At 46.4% G+C, this 19,287-nt stretch carries 20 protein-coding genes; 18 read left to right on the top strand and 2 right to left on the bottom strand.

All coding sequences use genetic code 11. From position 1 onward, the window contains the following. Positions 1 to 16 precede the first annotated feature (16 nt). The 18 genes from fliO (at position 17) to DN599_RS04085 (ending at position 16,553) form a co-directional block, all read left to right on the top strand. Positions 17 to 397: a flagellar biosynthetic protein FliO gene (gene fliO / locus DN599_RS04170; protein WP_373317389.1), complete on the top strand. Its 381-nt coding sequence runs from the start codon at positions 17 to 19 to the stop codon at positions 395 to 397. Then, positions 394 to 1,143 (top strand): flagellar type III secretion system pore protein FliP, encoded by a 750-nt coding sequence (gene fliP / locus DN599_RS04165; protein ID WP_373317388.1) that lies wholly within the window; start codon positions 394 to 396, stop codon positions 1,141 to 1,143. The genes fliO and fliP overlap by 4 nt, the downstream gene beginning before the upstream one ends. 8 nt (positions 1,144 to 1,151) lie before the next feature. Continuing rightward, positions 1,152 to 1,421: a flagellar biosynthesis protein FliQ gene (gene fliQ / locus DN599_RS04160; RefSeq protein ID WP_110456360.1), complete on the top strand. Its 270-nt coding sequence runs from the start codon at positions 1,152 to 1,154 to the stop codon at positions 1,419 to 1,421. 87 nt (positions 1,422 to 1,508) lie between these two features. Beyond that, on the top strand, positions 1,509 to 2,306 hold the full coding sequence (gene fliR, locus DN599_RS04155) for a flagellar biosynthetic protein FliR (RefSeq protein ID WP_110456359.1): 798 nt from the start codon (positions 1,509 to 1,511) through the stop codon (positions 2,304 to 2,306). After that, on the top strand, positions 2,306 to 3,439 hold the full coding sequence (gene flhB / locus DN599_RS04150; RefSeq protein ID WP_110456358.1) for a flagellar biosynthesis protein FlhB: 1,134 nt from the start codon (positions 2,306 to 2,308) through the stop codon (positions 3,437 to 3,439). Before fliR ends, flhB begins: the two co-directional genes overlap by 1 nt. A 92-nt stretch (positions 3,440 to 3,531) precedes the next feature. Next, entirely contained in the window at positions 3,532 to 5,631 is a 2,100-nt protein-coding gene (flhA, locus tag DN599_RS04145; RefSeq protein WP_110456357.1) for a flagellar biosynthesis protein FlhA, read from the top strand. Positions 5,632 to 5,642: 11 nt separating this feature from the next. Further along, a complete protein-coding gene (gene flhF / locus DN599_RS04140; protein WP_110456356.1) occupies positions 5,643 to 7,034 on the top strand; it encodes a flagellar biosynthesis GTPase FlhF in 1,392 nt (463 codons plus the stop codon). A 4-nt stretch (positions 7,035 to 7,038) separates the two neighbouring features. Continuing rightward, positions 7,039 to 7,920, top strand: a complete 882-nt coding sequence (locus DN599_RS04135; RefSeq protein WP_110456355.1) for a MinD/ParA family protein — start codon at positions 7,039 to 7,041, stop codon at positions 7,918 to 7,920. Further along, entirely contained in the window at positions 7,913 to 8,632 is a 720-nt protein-coding gene (locus DN599_RS04130) for an RNA polymerase sigma factor FliA (RefSeq protein WP_110456354.1), read from the top strand. Before DN599_RS04135 ends, DN599_RS04130 begins: the two co-directional genes overlap by 8 nt. Positions 8,633 to 8,674: 42 nt before the next feature. After that, a complete protein-coding gene (cheY, locus tag DN599_RS04125) occupies positions 8,675 to 9,058 on the top strand; it encodes a chemotaxis response regulator CheY (RefSeq protein ID WP_110456353.1) in 384 nt (127 codons plus the stop codon). A gap of 13 nt (positions 9,059 to 9,071) precedes the next feature. After that, positions 9,072 to 9,809 carry a protein phosphatase CheZ gene (locus DN599_RS04120; RefSeq protein ID WP_110456352.1) on the top strand — a complete coding sequence of 246 codons (738 nt, stop codon included), beginning with the start codon at positions 9,072 to 9,074 and terminating at the stop codon, positions 9,807 to 9,809. Between the two features lie 15 nt (positions 9,810 to 9,824). Beyond that, positions 9,825 to 11,996: a chemotaxis protein CheA gene (locus DN599_RS04115; RefSeq protein WP_110456351.1), complete on the top strand. Its 2,172-nt coding sequence runs from the start codon at positions 9,825 to 9,827 to the stop codon at positions 11,994 to 11,996. Between the two features lie 93 nt (positions 11,997 to 12,089). After that, a complete protein-coding gene (locus DN599_RS04110) occupies positions 12,090 to 13,208 on the top strand; it encodes a protein-glutamate methylesterase/protein-glutamine glutaminase (RefSeq protein ID WP_110456350.1) in 1,119 nt (372 codons plus the stop codon). Further along, positions 13,201 to 13,677 (top strand): membrane anchored protein in chemotaxis locus, encoded by a 477-nt coding sequence (locus DN599_RS04105; RefSeq protein ID WP_239473219.1) that lies wholly within the window; start codon positions 13,201 to 13,203, stop codon positions 13,675 to 13,677. The genes DN599_RS04110 and DN599_RS04105 overlap by 8 nt, the downstream gene beginning before the upstream one ends. 51 nt (positions 13,678 to 13,728) lie before the next feature. Next, positions 13,729 to 14,520, top strand: a complete 792-nt coding sequence (locus DN599_RS04100) for a ParA family protein (RefSeq protein ID WP_110456349.1) — start codon at positions 13,729 to 13,731, stop codon at positions 14,518 to 14,520. Next, complete coding sequence (locus DN599_RS04095; RefSeq protein ID WP_110456348.1) at positions 14,504 to 15,496, top strand: chemotaxis protein CheW; 993 nt, start codon at positions 14,504 to 14,506, stop codon at positions 15,494 to 15,496. Before DN599_RS04100 ends, DN599_RS04095 begins: the two co-directional genes overlap by 17 nt. A 7-nt stretch (positions 15,497 to 15,503) precedes the next feature. Continuing rightward, entirely contained in the window at positions 15,504 to 15,998 is a 495-nt protein-coding gene (locus tag DN599_RS04090) for a chemotaxis protein CheW (protein WP_110456347.1), read from the top strand. Between the two features lie 153 nt (positions 15,999 to 16,151). Continuing rightward, entirely contained in the window at positions 16,152 to 16,553 is a 402-nt protein-coding gene (locus tag DN599_RS04085) for a DUF2802 domain-containing protein (protein ID WP_204165101.1), read from the top strand. A gap of 411 nt (positions 16,554 to 16,964) precedes the next feature. Here the strand turns inward: DN599_RS04085 and DN599_RS04075 are convergent, their stop codons facing one another. Both DN599_RS04075 and DN599_RS04070 read right to left on the bottom strand, forming a co-directional pair. Continuing rightward, the gene (locus tag DN599_RS04075; protein WP_110456344.1) at positions 16,965 to 17,285 is read right to left on the bottom strand and encodes an EscU/YscU/HrcU family type III secretion system export apparatus switch protein; all 321 of its coding nucleotides are present in this window, start codon (positions 17,283 to 17,285) and stop codon (positions 16,965 to 16,967) included. Between the two features lie 12 nt (positions 17,286 to 17,297). After that, positions 17,298 to 19,133 carry a hypothetical protein gene (locus tag DN599_RS04070; RefSeq protein WP_110456343.1) on the bottom strand — a complete coding sequence of 612 codons (1,836 nt, stop codon included), beginning with the start codon at positions 19,131 to 19,133 and terminating at the stop codon, positions 17,298 to 17,300. Between the last annotated feature and the right edge of the window lie 154 nt (positions 19,134 to 19,287).

The following is a 19,287-nucleotide window of genomic DNA, read 5'->3' as shown; positions in this document are numbered from 1 at the left end:
GGCAAGGTTAATGGGAATGTCATTATCGATGCCAATGATGGCAAGTGCAATAACCAGCACCGCAACACAGGCTACAGCAGAGCGAGAACCGGCATTAAATACCATGGCGAATATGCTTGGTGGGCTTATTCTCGTTATCGTGCTGATCTTTTTATTGGCTTATGTGGTGAAGCGCCTCAAGTTAGTGCCTACCAGCCATGGAGTGCTTAAGACGGTGGCAGTTACCCCATTAGGCCAAAAGGAGAAAATGGTTTTAGTGGAGGTTGAAGGGCAGCAATATCTGTTGGGCGTGACCAGTCATCAGGTGACCCTTATCGATAAACTTGAGACGCCTGTGACAGTATCACAAGACTCTTTTGCCAGCCGATTACGTCAAGCTAAATCATCACAATTATGAAACGGATTATCCTCCTCGTTAGCTTAATTAGCGCCTTATTACTGCCTCAGTTAGCGTGGGCGCAAGAGGGTATTTTACCCGCGGTAACGGTCACGACAGGGGCCGACGGCGCCACGCAATATTCTGTAACTATGCAGATATTGTTGTTAATGACCGCACTGAGCTTTTTACCCGCGATGGTGATAATGCTGACCTCTTTTACGCGCATTATTGTGGTGTTATCGATACTACGCCAAGCGATTGGTCTGCAGCAAACCCCGTCAAATCAGGTACTGATTGGCATGAGTCTGTTTATGACTTTCTTCATTATGGCACCGGTATTTGACAAGATTTACGCTAATGCCGTACAGCCTTACATGGATGAAACCCTCACCATAGAGCAGGCGTTTGAGACGGGTAAAGCGCCACTGAAAGCCTTTATGCTGTCACAAACTCGCCTGACTGATCTGCAAACCTTTGTCGAGATCTCGGGTTACCAAAACATTGACACCCCAGAAGATGCGCCCATGAGCGTGTTGATCCCCGCATTTATTACCAGTGAGTTAAAAACCGCTTTTCAGATTGGTTTTATGTTATTTGTGCCATTCTTGGTTCTCGACTTAGTGGTCGCCAGTATCTTAATGGCCATGGGGATGATGATGTTGTCGCCGATGATTGTATCGCTGCCTTTTAAAATCATGTTGTTTGTGTTGGTTGATGGTTGGAGTCTAGTGATGGGCACCTTAGCCAATAGTTTTGGGATTTAGGAGCACCTATGTCACCCGAAGCCCTGATTGATATCTTTCGTGAAGCCTTGGCCGTCATCGTTACCATAGTGTCGATGATCATTGTGCCAGGTTTAGTGGTCGGGTTAGTGGTGGCGGTATTCCAAGCGGCGACATCGATAAATGAGCAGACATTAAGTTTTCTGCCTAGGCTGCTTACGACCTTGTTAGCGCTAATGTTTCTAGGACATCTGTTAGTGCAAACCATGATGGAGTTCTTTTTTGAAATGGTCGACATGATCCCCATGGTCGTTGGCTAACATGACCGTTTATTCTGCCATATTTAACCCTGATCAGTTGAGTATGGTTAGGTTACGCCCGGTAGTTGGTTAAGCGGTGAGGCGAATATGGAAATATTAATGTCCACCATTATGGAAACCATTTCCGCTTACATGTGGCCGCTTTACCGGGTGTCCAGTATGTTGATGGTGATGGCTGTTTTTGGCGCTAACACCACCTCAGTGCGGATCCGTCTGTTGTTGTCTGTGGCAATAACCTTTGCCATTGCCCCAGTGTTACCCGTTAATACCGATGTGGAACTGTTTTCATTAGCGGCTGTATTTGTCACCGCGCAGCAGATAGTGATCGGTGTGGCGATGGGATTTGTTACCTTGTTAATCATGCAAACGTTTGTGTTAACAGGTCAAATTATCGGTATGCAAACCAGCCTAGGTTTCGCTTCAATGGTGGATCCCAGTTCCGGCCAGCAGACACCAGTGGTGGGTAACTTTTTTCTATTGCTAACCACTATGATTTTTCTTGCTATCGACGGCCATCTCGTGATGATCCGTATGCTGGTCGCTAGCTTCGACACCATCCCCGTATCTAATCAAGGTATTTCTATCGCCAGTTATCGTCAACTGGCTGAGTGGGGCAGTTATATGTTTGGCGCCGCGCTGACCATGTCTATTTCGGCGATTGTGGCGTTGCTATTGATTAACTTAGCGTTTGGGGTCATGACCCGTGCCTCACCGCAACTCAATATTTTTGCAATTGGCTTTCCAGTTACCATGGTCGGTGGTCTGGTGATTTTATGGCTTACTTTAACGCCCATTATGGCGCATTTCGATGAAGTCTGGCGCTCGGCGCAGTTATTGTTGTGTGATGTGGTGCAGTTACAGTGTCGTGCTGATGGGAGTTTCTAATGGCAGAAAATGATTCTAGCCAAGAAAAAACCGAAGAAGCCACCTCCAGAAAGCGCCAACAGGCGCGTGATAAAGGCCAGGTTGCCCGCTCGAAAGAGCTAGGTACTTCTGCGGTGCTCATGTCGGCGGCATTTGGGTTTGTCATAGTGGGCCCTGACTTAGGCGTGGCGCTTATCAATGTAATGAAAAAGCTGTTCACGATGGAGCGCGCGGCGATTTTCGATACCAATAGCATGTACAACGTGTGGGAGCTGGTGCTGCGTGAGTTGGCCATGCCAATGGCGATTTTTATCGTGTTTTTGGCTGTGGTAGCCTTTTTGGGCAACATCGTTATCGGTGGGATCACCTTTTCAGTGAAAGCCTTTATGCCTAAAGCGAGCAAAATGAACCCAGTTAGCGGCTTTAAACGTATGTTTGGTGTGCAAGCGTTAGTGGAATTAACCAAGGGAATTGCAAAGTTTTCTGTGGTCGCTATGATGGCGTACTTTTTACTGTATTACTATTTCGTCGATATCTTAACCCTGTCACAAGGGCACCTACCGGGTAATGTTTATAATGCGTTAGATCTGCTGATATGGATGTTTATTATTTTATGTTCATCGACAGTGATCATTGTCGCTATCGACGTGCCGTTTCAAATTTGGAACCACAGCAAACAGCTGCGCATGACTAAGCAAGAGATCAAAGACGAATATAAAGATACTGAAGGGCAACCCGAAGTTAAGGGGCGGGTGCGGCAGATGCAGCGTGAGATGGCGCAGCGTCGCATGATGACCGAAGTCCCTAATGCCGACGTGATAGTGGTCAATCCTGATCACTATGCGGTGGCGATTAAATATGATGTCACTAAGGCCGCTGTGCCCTATGTGCTGGCTAAAGGGGTCGATGAGGTTGCCTTTAAGATACGTGAAATTGCCAGAGAGCACGAGGTGGCTATCGTATCTGCGCCACCGCTGGCAAGGGCGATTTATCATACGACTAAGATAGAGCAAGAGATCCCTGAAGGGCTCTTCACCGCAGTTGCTCAGGTATTGGCCTATGTCTTTCAGTTGAAGCAATATCAACAAAAAGGCGGTAAGCGACCCACACCCGTGCCGTTAAATCAGCCTATTCCCGATGAGCTGAAATATTAGCGTGGTGTTTGCTGTAGCTAGGTGACTGCAAGTAGGTTGGCGCGCTTTTTGCTGTTAACCGTTCAGATGTCAAAGTTCAGGCGCTAAAATTGATGGATTTGAAAGCAACATTAGGTCAACTAAAACAGGTTAAACCGGCAAACTTTAAGGGCATAGGCACGCCTGTACTCGTGCTCGCCGCCTTGGCGATGATCATCTTGCCGATGCCGGCATTCTTACTCGATATCCTATTTTCGTTCAATATTGCCTTGGCCTTGGTGGTGCTCTTAGTGGCTATCTATTCTGATCGCCCGCTCGACTTTGCAGCCTTTCCAACGGTATTGCTGGTTGCTACTTTGCTGCGACTGGCGCTAAACGTGGCCTCGACCCGTATCGTATTGCTCGAAGGCCATAATGGTGGCGATGCCGCCGGTAAAGTAATTGAAGCGTTCGGATCTGTGGTGATTGGCGGCAATTATGCTGTTGGTCTGGTTGTATTTCTTATCTTGATCATTATCAACTTCGCCGTGGTCACCAAAGGTGCTGGGCGTATTTCTGAAGTGAGCGCCCGTTTTACCCTCGATGCGATGCCAGGTAAACAGATGGCTATCGATGCCGATTTAAACGCAGGGGTGTTAAACCAAGATCAGGCGCGCTTGCGCCGCGCCGAAGTCACTAAAGAAGCCGACTTTTATGGTGCAATGGATGGTGCGTCAAAATTTGTAAAAGGTGATGCAATTGCGGGCATCATGATTTTAGTGATCAACATTCTTGGCGGCTTTGTCATTGGTATGGTGCAGCACGGGCTAGATTTCTCCTCAGCTGTAGAAATTTATACCTTGCTGACAATTGGTGATGGTTTAGTGGCGCAGATCCCAGGCCTGTTGTTGTCGATTGCCGCCGCGTTAATGGTGACGCGTCAAAATGAGTCGGGTGACATGGGTCAAATGGTGATGGGGCAGATGTTTGACAGCCCTAAATCCTTAGGTATTGCCGCCGCGGTATTGTTAATTATGGGGATAGTGCCCGGCATGCCGCATTTTGCTTTTCTCAGCTTTGGTTTACTGACTGCTGGTGGTGCCTATTATATTCACCGTAAAAAAGATCTCGACCGTCAAAGAGCGTTAGAGCTAGCGAAAACCTCCCCGAGTCCTGCTGGCGATGCTAAGCCTAAAGAGTTGAGTTGGGATGATGTGCAACATGTTGATACCATAGGGTTAGAGGTTGGCTATCGTCTAATCCCCTTGGTCGATAAGGGCCAAGGTGGGGAATTACTCAATCGTATCAAAGGGGTGCGTAAGAAGCTGTCACAGGAATTAGGCTTCTTGGTGCCGGCGGTGCATATCCGTGACAATTTAGATTTATCGCCCAACACCTATCGCATCTCCTTGATGGGCGTGGCGTCGGGTGAGGCTGAAATTCGCCATGACTGTGAACTTGCGATTAACCCAGGCCAAGTGTATGGCAAGCTCGATGGGGTTGAAACCACGGATCCCGCCTTTGGGCTTGAGGCCGTTTGGATAGCCCCCGAGCTGAGAGAGCACGCACAAACCTTAGGTTATACCGTGGTTGACGCGGCAACAGTGGTTGCTACGCACCTTAGCCAATTGCTCACCAATAACGCTTCTAAGTTGTTAGGTTATGAAGAGGTACAGCAGTTAATGGATATGCTGGCTAAGCATTCACCTAAGTTAGTTAATGGTTTTATTCCCGATGTCATGCCGCTGGGCACTGTGGTAAAAGTGATGCAAAACTTGCTTAACGAGGGCGTGTCTATTCGAGATTTGAAAACCATAGTACAAACCCTGTTAGAATATGGGCCCAAGAGTAATGACACTGAAGTGTTGACCGCTGCGGTGCGTATCGCCTTGAAGCGCATGATCATTCAAGAGATCAGCGGCCCAGAGTCTGAAATTCCTGTCATTACTTTGGCGCCAGAGTTGGAACAGATGTTGCATCAGTCAATGCAAGCAACAGGAGGCGATGGGCCGAATATCGAACCTAGCCTAGCTGAGCGGATGCAGAAATCGCTTATCGATGCATCGCAACGTCAAGAGATGGTGGGAGAACCCGCTATTTTATTGACCTCAGGAATGTTACGTTCGACGCTGTCTAGATTCGTTAAACATACGATTCCAAATTTACGGGTGATCTCCTATCAAGAAGTGCCCGATGAAAAACAAATACGCATCGTATCAGCGGTCGGCCAGTAGAGGGTATTTAGGTGAAAATTAAACGTTTTTTAGCAAAAGATATGCGCTCAGCTTTGGCCCAAGTGAAAGAGACCTTAGGTTCTGATGCGGTGATCATGTCTAATAAAAAAGTCACCGGTGGGATAGAGATTGTCGCCGCTGTCGATTATGACGAGCCCAAGAAGACCCCAAGTTCAGCCTCGATGAATCTGGCGCCGTCGAGCTTACTGGATCTTGCCGATGAAAAAGTCTCTATTAGCCGACAACCCATTAAGACCGAGTCAAAAAAACAACCTGCGCCCGCCGCCGATTCATTGCAAGCCCTGCTTGAGCGTCAACAAAGTCGTGTCAATCAACAGATTGGTTGCACCAATGAAGAGTTAGAGATGCCCGAATGGGCTAAAGGGTTACAAGCGCCTAACAACGACCCTAAGCCGGCACGCGCAGAAGCGAGTCAACATCACTTTGGTCAAAAGCGAGATAAACCGGCACCTGCAAGTGCAGAGCTTGACTCAATGCGAGAAGAGTTAGCATCACTGCGTAACCTATTGACCCATCAAGTGACTTCGCTACTAAGCGAGCAAAAGAGTCGCCAGGATCCTGTTGGTGCCATGCTTGAAAGCCGCCTCTTAGCGGCGGAGTTTTCGGCCGAAGTGGCAGCCAAATTGTCAGGGCTGAGTGAACATTATCCGCCAGCTGAATTAGTTAAAACCTTGCCGAGAAGTTTAGCCAACATGCTCGACAATCAAGGTGATGATATTGTGCGCCAAGGTGGCGTGGTCGCTTTTGTGGGGCCAACGGGTGTTGGAAAAACCACCAGTGTTGCCAAAATAGCCGCTCGATTTGCTGCACACCATGGTTCAGATCAAGTTGCATTGATAACAACTGATCATTATCGCATTGGAGCCTTTGAGCAGCTGGCAACCTATGGCAAAATAATGGGGTGTCCAGTAAAGCAGGCTCATGATCTCAATGAGTTGGAACAAATTTTATATCAGCTGCGCAATCGCAAGCTAGTATTGATAGATACAGCTGGCATGGGGCAGCGTGATATACGCTTATTCCAGCAACTTGACAATTTAACGGCAAATACCAGATTACCTATACGCAGTTATCTGGTACTGTCGTCAACGAGTCAAAGAAGAGTACTAGAAGATGCGGTGAAGCAGTTCGCTAGAATCCCATTATCGGGTGTAGTATTAACCAAATTGGACGAGTCGGTCGCCTTAGCACCAGCCTTGAGCGTATTGATCCAAAGTGGTTTACCATTAAGTTATGTCACTGATGGCCAACGAGTTCCAGAAGATATGCAGGTTGCAGATACACTCGCGTTAGCACATAAGGCGCTTTCAGTATTAGATAAGAAAGAGCAACCTGTACAACAAACTGAAAGGTCACATCAACAGGCCTATGCATTTGAGTAAAACAATGAGTCGGGATCAAGCAAGCGGTTTACGAATGATGAATCAACCAAATAACGAAAAAGTAAAAGTAATTGCAGTGAGCGGGGGTAAAGGGGGCGTGGGTAAAACCAGTGTCTCTATCAATACCGCGGTTTCGCTCGCTGAAAAGGGCAAACGTGTCTTAGTGCTCGATGCCGACTTGGGCCTAGCGAATGTCGATGTGATGTTAGGCCTAAGGGCTGAACGTAATTTATCCCATGTGCTGTCAGGCGATGCCGATCTTGATGATGTGATCGTTAGAGGTCCTAAGGGCATAGGCATTATTCCCGCCACGTCGGGCTCACAGTCGATGGTTGAGCTCTCTGCAGCCCAGCATGCTGGACTCATCCGCGCCTTTAGTGAAATGCGGACTCAATTTGATATTTTAATTGTCGATACCGCCGCCGGTATTTCTGACATGGTGCTGAGCTTTTCACGGGCATCGCAAGATGTACTCATAGTGGTATGTGATGAGCCAACATCGATTACTGATGCTTATGCTTTAATTAAGATTCTAAGCCGCGAGCACGGTGTGTTCCGCTTTAAAATTGTCGCCAATATGGCCAGAAGCCTGCGTGAAGGGATGGAGCTGTTCGCTAAATTAAGCAAAGTCACCGATCGCTTTCTTGATGTTGCTCTTGAGCTTGTTGCCACGATTCCATTCGATGAGAATCTACGAAAATCAGTACGTAAACAAAAGCTTATCGTTGAGGCTTTTCCCAAATCACCTGCATCAATTGCTTATCATGGGCTCGCGAATAAAATCATCAGTTGGCCTATCCCACAACAACCGGGTGGTCACTTAGAGTTTTTTGTTGAACGCTTAATACAACGTAACGATCAGCAAGAGGAACGCACTAGTGAGTAAAGCAGCCGCGTATACCTGTTTAGATAATAAAGCGTCTATCGTTGAACAGTATGCGCCGCTAGTAAAAAGGATTGCCCACCATTTATTAGCCCGTTTGCCAGCATCTGTTCAATTGGATGATCTATTACAAGCAGGTATGATGGGTCTGCTTGAAGCATCGTCAAATTTCGATGGCAGCAAAGGCGCCAAATTTGAAACCTTTGCGGGAATTCGAATTAGGGGCTCGATGCTCGATGAAATAAGGCGTGGCGATTGGGTACCGCGTTCGGTACATCGCAATCAACGCCGTGTTGCACAAGTGATTGACGAGCTCGAACAAGAACTTGGCCGTGACGCTAAAGATAATGAAATTGCTGACCGATTAGACATGACATTAGATGAATATCATCACATTCTTAACGATGTGTCTGTCGGAAAAGTAATTGGTATTGAAGATCTGGGCGTTTCGGTCGATATAGTAAGGCAGGAAGACGATCACCAAGACGATGCGTTCCATGCATTAGCCGAAACTCAGTTTCATGAAGCCTTGGTTGACGCGATTAAATTATTACCAGAAAGAGATGGTTTAGTTTTGTCATTATATTATGACGAAGCATTAAATTTAAAAGAGATTGGTGCCGTGCTGGACGTTAGCGAGTCGAGAGTGAGCCAGATATTAAGTCAGGCCATGTTGAGATTAAAAGCTAAGTTAACGCATTGGACCCAAATATAACGATTACATGAGCAACATAAAAATAGCTCCGTGGAGGAAACCTTGGACAAGAATATGAAGATTCTCGTCGTTGACGACTTTTCAACAATGAGGCGTATCATCAAGAACTTGTTAAGAGACTTGGGTTTTAACAACACTCAGGAAGCAGATGACGGTTCAACGGCATTGCCTATGCTACAGAAAGGCGATTTTGATTTTGTCGTAACCGACTGGAACATGCCTGGTATGCAAGGGATTGACCTACTAAAGGCCATTCGCGCAGATGACAATCTTAAGCACCTACCGGTGTTAATGGTGACAGCGGAAGCAAAAAGGGAACAGATCATTACAGCGGCGCAAGCTGGTGTAAACGGTTATGTTGTTAAGCCTTTTACCGCAGCAACATTAAAAGAGAAGTTAGACAAAATTTTTGAACGTCTCAGTTAATTAAGGTTGAGCTATGCAGGCAGATACTTTAGGACTGATCACGTTAGCACAAGCAAAACAACTTGTTGAATTGCTTGAGGCTAATGAGCAGGATAAAGCTGACGATATCGTAAAGGACATTGCCAGTCCGATTCAAAAAGAGTTATTTGATGAAGTCGGCAGATTAACACGTCAACTTCACAGTGCCATTGTCGATTTTCAGGTCGATGATCGCTTGATTGAACTGACTAACAGTGAAATCCCTGATGCTAAAGAGCGCTTAAGTTATGTCATCGAGATGACAGAGCAAGCGGCCAATAAAACCATGGATGCGGTTGAAGAGTCATTACCCCTCGCCGATGCACTAACCACCAATATTAAAGCGGTTAAACCAACGTGGGATCGCTTAATGAAGCGAGACATCCAGCTGCATGAGTTTAAAGCCTTATGTCACGATGTGCAGCAGTTTATCGACCGCAGTGAGTCTGATTCAACTCGTTTGAAAGAGCTGTTGAACAATATTTTGTTAGCTCAAGATTTCCAAGATCTTACCGGGCAGATGATCCGCCGAGTGATTGAGTTAGTGCGTGAAGTCGAAAATAATTTGGTGTCCATGTTGACCATGTTTGGTGAACAACCAGCCTCGAGTCAGACGTTTAAATCAACCAAGAGTGTCGAAGCCGAAGGTCCTATTATGAACGCAGAATTGCGTGATGATGTGGTAACTGGGCAAGATGAAGTGGATGACTTACTGTCGAGTCTAGGTTTCTAAGTAGGAGTCATATTAATGTCGTTTGATGTTGATGAAGAGATACTGCAGGACTTTTTGATAGAGGCGGGAGAAATACTCGAACTGTTATCTGAACAGCTGGTCATGTTGGAAAATAATCCAGATGATACCGAACTGCTCAATGCCATTTTTCGTGGATTTCATACCGTCAAAGGCGGAGCGGGCTTTTTAAGTCTCACTCCCATGGTCGATGTCTGCCATGAAGCAGAAAACACCTTTGATTTGTTGCGTACAGGCAAACGAAGCGTCTCTGCTGAGCTTATGGATATTATTCTACAGGCGGTCGATGCAATTAACTCGATGTTTGCCGAGACGAAAGCTGGACAATCTCAAAGTCCCGCCGATGACACTCTATTGGCTAACCTGAAGCTGTTAAGTTCTGGCGGTATGCTGGCGTCCGAAGTGGCATTGTCTGCCGATACGCCAGTGGCAACGATTGTCGATGAGCAACCCGATAACCAAAGCAACGAAGGTGCTACGCTGTTTGAGCCGCTTGATTCGAGCGAGCAAGCAACAACGGATATGGGGGAAAGCAAGGATGGCGATGGCAGTATCGATGAAATCAACGAATCTGAATTCGAAGCCTTACTTGATGCACTTCATGGTTCTGGCAAAGGGCCATCTGCGACAGAATCTGCTTCTGACGACATAAGTAGTGCTAGTGACGATATCACCGATGATGAGTTTGAATCGCTGCTCGACGAATTACACGGCGCGGGTAGCTTCAAGCCTCCAGTGGCGCCAATTGCTAATGAGCCTGAACCGCCTGCTTCAGCAGTCGATGCCGACGAAATTAGTGACGATGAATTTGAAAAGTTACTCGACGAATTACATGGCTCTGGTGGAGGTCCGGGTGTCTCCTCGGTAGCAACTCCTGCAGCCAAAGCGGCTGAACCGTCCAAATCCGCAGCGCCGGCTCCGAGTTCTGCTAAAACCGTGGTCAAAGAAAAAGCTCCATTAGCCAAAGCACCTGCAGCGAATACGCCACAAGCAGAAACCACAGTGCGGGTAGATACCGCCAGACTCGATGAGATCATGAACATGGTCGGTGAGTTAGTGTTGGTGCGAAATCGTTTACTTAGCCTTGGTATTTCTCGTGATGACGAAGACATGTCAAAAGCTTTAGCTAACTTAGATTTGGTGACTGCCGATCTGCAAGGCGCGGTCATGAAAACCCGTATGCAGCCGATCAAAAAAGTATTTGGTCGTTTTCCGCGCGTGGTTCGAGATTTATCCAGAACGCTTAACAAAGAGATCGATCTTCGCATGATAGGTGAAGACACAGATCTGGATAAAAACTTAGTTGAGGCACTGGCAGACCCATTAGTCCACTTGGTGCGTAACTCTGTTGACCACGGCATTGAGATGCCCGATGAACGTGAAGCCAATGGTAAAACGCGTACCGGCACCATTACCTTGTCAGCCAGTCAAGAGGGGGATCATATCCTGCTCAAGATTGAGGATGATGGCGCAGGGATGGATCCCGATAAGCTCAAGCAAATCGCTATCAGTCGTGGCGTGCTCGATGAAGATGCCGCAGCCCGCATGACAGATTCAGAAGCATATAATCTGATTTTTGCACCTGGTTTTTCAACTAAGGTTGAGATCTCTGATATTTCAGGGCGTGGTGTAGGGATGGACGTTGTTAAGACACGTATCACCCAACTTAACGGTACTGTGCATATTAATTCCTTTAAAGGTAAGGGCACTTGTTTAGAGATTAAAGTTCCTCTTACCTTAGCGATTATGCCGACGCTGATGGTTGAAGTTGCTCAACAAGTGTTTGCCTTACCGTTATCGAGCGTCAATGAAATTTTCCATCTTGATTTAACCAAAACCAATGTGGTTGATGGACAGTTGACTGTGATCGTCCGTGAAAAGGCGGTGCCATTATTCTATCTAGAAAATTGGCTTAACAGGAAAATGAGCGGTTTTAAACATGGCGATAAGAAGCATGGTCATGTGGTAATTGTCCAGTTGGGTACGATACAGATAGGTTTTGTGGTTGACTCCTTGATCGGTCAAGAAGAAGTGGTGATTAAACCTCTAGGGACCTTGCTTCATGGGACGCCAGGAATGGCGGGTGCGACGATCACCTCTGATGGTGGTATTGCACTGATTTTAGACGTCCCAGGATTATTAAAGCATTACGCTAAAAATAAGCAGTAACCTTGGTAATACAGTCTGATTGTAACTAAGCGTGGCACCGTAATGGGGTCGCGCTTTATTACTAACAGACACATGCTGTCGATAGGAAATTGAATGGCCATTAAAGTATTAGTTGTCGATGATTCGAGCTTTTTTCGTCGAAGAGTCAGTGAGATCGTAAGCAAAGATCCTGATTTAGAAGTCATAGGTACCGCCGTTAATGGCGCTGAAGCGGTTAAGCTGGCCGAACAGCTCAAGCCTCAAGTGATCACCATGGATATCGAGATGCCAGTGATGGACGGTATTACGGCCGTGCGTCAGATCATGGCGAAGTGTCCGACACCTATCTTGATGTTTTCCTCTTTGACTCACGATGGTGCTCAAGCGACGTTAGATGCGTTAGAAGCTGGCGCGCTCGACTTTCTTCCAAAACGTTTTGAAGATATCGCCACTAATAAAGATGACGCCATTCTATTGTTACAGCAGCGAATAAAAGCCTTGGGTCGACGTCGAATTTATCGACCCATTGCGCCACGCCCTGCGCCAGTGAGCCCTTCGACTAGACCGAATATGACTGGTGCCGCGGCGGGTCGAGAAGTGGTACAACCGGTAAGACCTTCACTACGTAGCCAAACACCGCATCGCGCTAGTGGTAAAAAATACAAGATATTGCTTATTGGTACATCAACGGGTGGCCCGGTGGCTTTGCAGCGCATTTTAACTAAATTACCCGCGAGTTATCCGCATCCGATTTTACTGATACAGCACATGCCAGCGGCATTTACTCCTGCCTTTGCTGCTCGCTTAAATGGCCTCTGCGCCATTAATGTTAAAGAGGCTGAAAATGGTGATCAGCTACGGGCTGGTTGTGCTTATTTAGCTCCAGGCGGGATGCAAATGATGCTTGAGCGCAGTGGCGCTTATGGGCGTATTAAAATTATCGCTGGTAGTGCCGATATGAATTACAAACCTTGTGTCGATATTACGTTTGCTTCGGCATCAAAGTTAGTGGGTGGCGATGCGCTTGCCGTTATTCTCACTGGTATGGGCGCCGATGGACGCGAGGGGGCAAGAATGCTGAAAAATATGGGGGCGACTATTTGGGCACAAGATGAAGCCAGCTGTGTCGTCTACGGTATGCCGCAAGCGGTAACCGCTGCGGGTATATCGAGTAAGTCCTTAGCCCTTGATGATATGGCAGAAGCTATTTTGACCGAGAGCGCGCGTGGCTAAGCAACAGCCCAGTACCACACTCTTGTTGTGGTTATTTTTATTGACCATGAGCACTGTGGTTACAGGGGCGCTGTATTTCGATATGCGCCACAAGAATAGTTTATTAGAAGCTCAAATTACAGAGCTTGAAAATAGCCAAGTGCTGCTCATGGTGCCCGAGGAGCAGGCGCAACCTCTAGCCGATTGGATGGCTGCGAACCCTAAGGTGACGCAGTCGATTATCGATCAAGCTAAGCCAGGCTCGCAAGTGCGGGTGGAAATGGGCGGGGCTGCGCCGCCGTCCCACTTAGATAATAATGTTAAGGCATTGACTATGCCGCAACCTAATACGACAGCAGTGCATGGGTCTGAAAATAGCGACGTCGTTATCAAAACTCAAGCCGATGAGCTGCCAGAAAGTAAAGATGGTGTTAAGGTTATCACCTTGCCCCATGGTGGCATTAGAGTGACTACGCGTGATGATAATTAAGTCAGTAAACTAGCCAACGCTGGACGATATGACGATATAAAGGGGTTTTTGTTGAAGATCTGGACCATAGCAAACCAAAAGGGTGGTGTCGGTAAAACGACAACGGTAGTAAGCCTTGCCGGTGCGTTAGCAAAGCGTGAGCAGCGTGTGCTGATGGTCGATACCGATCCTCATGCATCACTGGGCTACTATCTGGGTATTGACTCTGAGGCGGTGTCTGCGTCTTTATATGATCTGTTTTTAAATCATAAAGCCCTGACTAAAGCGCAGGTATCTAGCCATATAGTATCCACTAAAGTCGAGGGGATAAGCTTACTGCCAGCAACCATGGCACTGGCCACATTAGATCGCTCCTTAGGTCATCAAGAAGGTATGGGGCTTATCTTAAAAAAATTGTTAGCTTTAGTGGCCGAGGATTACGATACGGTATTAATCGATTGCCCACCGGTTCTCGGGGTATTGATGGTCAATGCATTGGCTGCAAGTGAGCATATATTGGTGCCAGTACAAACTGAGTTTTTAGCGATAAAAGGCCTCGATAGAATGGTGAAAACCATGATTTTAATGGGGCGTTCGAAACAGATAACATATAGCTACACTGTTATTCCGACTATGTATGACCGACGTACTAAAGCGTCCTCATCGGCACTACAACAGCTAGAAACCGATTACGGTGCTGCGTTGTGGCCAGATGTCATTCCCATAGATACCAAGTTCAGAGACGCGAGCTTAGCTCATCTTCCAGCATCGCACTATGCGGCTCACTCTCGTGGAGTAAAAGCCTATGATCGCTTGCTAGATTATTTGTCCAGTAAGGAGTTTGCCCATGTCAAACTCAACTGATGATGCGGTATTAGACTATTTTGCATTATTATTAGCGGACGATGTGAGTGATAGCTGCGAAGTCAGCAATAAGCCGACGGTAACCAATCAACCCGATAAGCTAACAAGCTTTGAGGAGCTATCTACTTCTTCGCCGCAGGTGAAACCGGCCTTAACGCAGCCGAAAACGACAGCAAGGGTTTCGTTTGCCAGTCACAAAGCGAATAAAAAATCGTTAGCTCAACTGCTAGCCCCAGTTGCTGGAGCTCATGGGAGCGATATCGAGACTCAACTTGTGACCGCACAGGCCGAGCCTAAGGTGCAGTTAAGTACCCAACCTAAGATAAAGCTTGCCGAAGCTGTCGCGGCCATAGCAACTAAAAAACCATCGGTGGTTGCGCCACAAATCAAAGAAAAGCTAGAAATTTCCACTAGTATTAAGTTGGACAGCCAACAAGATAAAGATATTCAGCAAGTTGTTGTGCCACCAACCCAAACCGGCGCAACGCCACCTGGGATAACGGAGTCGTTAATTGACACCTTAGATGAACAATTTCAGGTGTTATTTTTTAAAGTGGCTGGTTTGACCCTTGCCGTTCCATTAGTGAGTTTAGGTGGCATAGTCAAAATTGAGCGGGTTAACCATATAATGGGGAGGCCTAATTGGTATTATGGTGTCCAAGCGCACCGGGACTCGCAGCTCAACGTGGTCGATACCTGTGCTTGGGTGATGCCCGAAAAATACGATGACAAGCTAGCACAATCGGTTAATTACCAATATATTGTGTTGCTAGAGAACAGTAATTGGGGATTGGCGTGCGAATCGCTGGTCAACTCGGTTAAAATTTTAAAATCGGAAGTTAACTGGCGCACCAAAGCGGGTAAACGCCCATGGTTAGCTGGCGTAGTGAAAGAGCAGATGTGCGGCATATTACATGTGCAAGCATTGATTGAATTATTGAATTTAGGATTAAGTAGTCAGGACTCTATTGACTGAGGTTTATATGGCAGATGTAAGAAACGTCGCGGCAGTGGCTGCAAGTAAAGATGATGAAGTGTTGCAGTGGGTTACTTTCCGTTTAGACAATGAAACCTACGGCATTAATGTAATGCAGGTTCAAGAAGTGCTGCGCTATACCGAAATTGCTCCGGTACCAGGTGCACCGCATTACGTATTGGGTATCATTAACTTACGCGGTAATGTGGTTACTGTTATCGATACTCGTTCACGCTTTGGCTTGGCTTCATCTGATGTAGATGACTCTACCCGTATCGTGATCATCGAAGCTGAAAAGCAAGTGATTGGTATTTTGGTCGATAGCGTTGCTGAAGTGGTCTACCTTCGAGCTTCTGATATCGACAACGCGCCGAATGTGGGCACTGAAGAAAGCGCTAAGTTTATTCAAGGCGTCAGTAATCGAGATAATGAACTGCTGATTTTGGTTGATTTAGATAAGCTATTATCCGATGAAGAGTGGATGGAACTCACTCAATTATAATAGATTTATCTATTCAGAGTATTACTCTGTTAGTGTAAAAGCCATCGCGAATACCGATGGCTTTTTAGTATAATGACAACACTCATAGCATGATTGTGGTTTTACGATCCTTGCGTATCAGTTATATCAATAAATGGAGTGGAACCAGATATGATAGCCGATGAAATCTTAATCGCGGCATTGCTCTATGTCGTTGCTTGTTTAGGGTTAGTGTTATATCAGCAAAAACAAACGGCTAAATTACGCTCCAAAGTAGAAGCGCTGACGTTATTAGTCAAGGAAAGTGATCGCCAGCGCGAAGCGGTTAAACGTGAATTGCAAGAGTTACGTAGCGGCACCATAGGTGTTGGCCGCCGGATGTTAGAATTGGAAAAACGACTCGCAAAGCAAGACGCTAGAATTGATGAAACCAGCCAACAAGATCCTCAAGCGCGGCTCTATTCCCGAGCGATGAAAATGGTATCGTTGGGCGCTGGCGTTGAAGAGCTGGTGGCAGAATGTGAATTACCTAAAGCTGAAGCGGAATTGCTGCTTAGGTTACATGGTAAAGGCTAGTTCAACATGTGCTGGTACTTTAGGTGCCAGCCAAATGAGGAGGGAGAGTCATCATCTAGGCTGCGCTGTGTTGTCGAGCTAAGATTTCAAATGTAATACTTTTCGCGCAAGGTTAAAGCGAGCCATGGTCAGGGCAAGGATAGGATCACTTAGTTTAAACAAAAAAGTCGCACCACGTATCAATGCCAGCAATGAGCGCAATCGCTGTATAAGTGCATTGAAAGCCTTTACCAAAAAGCAGGGCTTCTTGTTTTTTACCGTATTACAGCTTCTTGAAAGAGAATGCGCCGTTATCATTGTTTACCTTACCATATCGCCAAAAACTCAAGTCATTGATAGGTATCACATACCTCAAATCGCCAATAACTCAAATTGCAACTGTGGTAAAAAAGCATCAAGGTTTAACCGATCTTAAGCTTCTTGGACGATTTTATGGTGCATGTTATCCCAGCGCTCGGGAAATTTACCGTCTAACATATAGGCAAAAGCGATTAACTCGGCAATAAGCAGGTAAAGCTCCTTTGGAATTTCTTCACCAATCTCAAGCTTTTGTAAAAAATTACTCAGGTCGGGGTTTTGATGAATATAAATGCCAGACTCTTTCGCTAAGGCGATGATCTCTGCCGCCACTAAATCACTGCCTTTGGCGGTGATTTTCGGACTAGATATACCATCATAGCTTAATGCAACCGCTTGGGTTGATGCCGGTGTATTGTTATCTTTGGTCGACATAATGAGCTTTACCTATGCTTTAATTTTGACTAAGTAGTGTTCACCAGGTAACAGGCTGGCAGGCACCTGGCTTTGCTGGGTGACAATGTTAACGCTTTGCATACCGATACTGGACAACTTTTGCTGAAGTGATTCAAGGCGGAGATTAATCGTTGTGAGCAGTGGCTTGCTATCTGCGGTAAAACTCAGGCTAAGTTGCTGTTGTTTGATATCAGCATTGATCAGTAGGCTGCCACTGGATAAGTTAAACTTAAGCTGTAAACGCCATTTATCATGTTTATCTGAATCTTGTGGGGTTTGTTCAAAGTGGCCTTCTAGTTCCTCTTGCTTGTTGTCTAAGGTGTAAGGTAAGGCAAAATACCAGTTAATGTCTTGGTTGTTATCACTGCTGGCTTGCTGGTACAAGGAGAGCCCTGATAACAGCTTACCCATTGATTCTCCAGTTCCGGCTTTATCTAACAATCTAAGTAATGTTGAGCTAACGCCAATTTGTCGCTGTAATTGTTGGAGGTACTTATTGGCGTCGACCTGAGTATTTTGCTGCAGATTACGACCTAACAATAACTGAAAGAGCACCGCAATAGTGCCACTATGGCTGCTATTACCTAAAGTATGATTGGAGATTGGTGGGGTTATCCCAGCTAATGTATCAATGAGTTCTCGTTGCACAAGGCTTGGTACGGCGAGATCGGCTAATGGACGTGGAAAGGCAAGCGCTAATTGTTGCTTAACTAAGCTTAGAAGGGATTGCTCAGTCGCTATTTTTACTGTGTCAGTATTGCGGGTGGCTTCGCTTCCTGCCATTTGCTGCATGGCTTGGGTCAATCCTCGATGTAAGGGGGGCGATGCTGCTTTTCCTAAGGTGTTGACTGTTTGACGGTTGGTGTCATTCACTGGTAATGCGAGTGATTTTGGTTTTAGCATCAATTGGCTAATGCCGTTTAGCATTGGTGATACTCGATTGGCATCGGTGAGTGAGGTGCTAATGCTTGCTGCCATTTGAAACAGGTTTGTCTTGCTAAGTGCATCACTTGGTGCCGTGATGGGGCCTAAAAGCTGACCCATACCTGCTGGACGCTGGGCCGTTAAGTGTCCCTCTGCCAATCTGTCTGGCACTTTTAGCCCAGATAATGCGGTGTGTAAGCTGGCAATTTGTGATTGAGGCACAGCAAGTGCTGCAAGTTGCTGACTCAGCTGACTGTAAGTGCTCGTCAGTGAGGGAAGGGTGAGCAGTTGTTGGTTGGTTACGTCTTGTTTTGGTGCTTGATTTAACACTACAGGGAGCAAGGTAACGGCTATTTGATCAAGTTTGGTTGTTAAACTTAATTGTAATTGTCCGTTTTCCATTATGATAGCTGCGCTATAGGTGCCTGAGGGTAAGTTGCTATTGCCAGAGGTAAAGGCGAGAGCACCTGCCAAGCTAACCATACCCGCTACCACTTTCGCCTCACCAAGGGGGTAGCCTTGTACTCTTGTTGCTAGCTGAGTTAGCTGTGCAAGATTGACTCGATTTCCCTTAATGTAAGCCTGCAAAGGGGCGGGAATTGGTTCGTTATAGGTATTGCCCAGTAATTGTAATGTCGCGCTTAAATTGGCTGATGCCGCCGTGGAGGGCACAACCCGAGTGACCACAACTTGTTGCGTATCAATCCTGCTCAGTGCTTGGCGATCAACACGGCGAGAATAATCGATGCGATAATCATGTTTATTAAGCTTTATTGAATCGCCTTCGGCGGTACGTTTGATCTCAACCGGAATGAGTACCTCTGCTTTATTGCCACTGGGCGTGCCGGGTTTTTGTGTCCCTGCGCCCGTGGTTACAGGCGTTGTAATGCTATTTTGACTCAAGTGGCTGCCCCAAATGATGAAGTGTTTAAAGACATTTTACAAATTTCAATTTGACCTAGTCATTTTGCTGAGTATCCTTAGCGGTCTGAAAGGAAAAGCAAACTGTGTAGTCTAGTATTACCTATATCGTCATAAGTACAGATGACTTTAGCTA

The sequence above is a fragment of the Shewanella algidipiscicola genome (assembly GCF_900380485.1).
In the GTDB taxonomy this organism is placed as follows: Bacteria; Pseudomonadota; Gammaproteobacteria; order Enterobacterales; family Shewanellaceae; genus Shewanella; species Shewanella algidipiscicola.
This window is presented reverse-complemented; position numbering and strand designations above follow the sequence as displayed.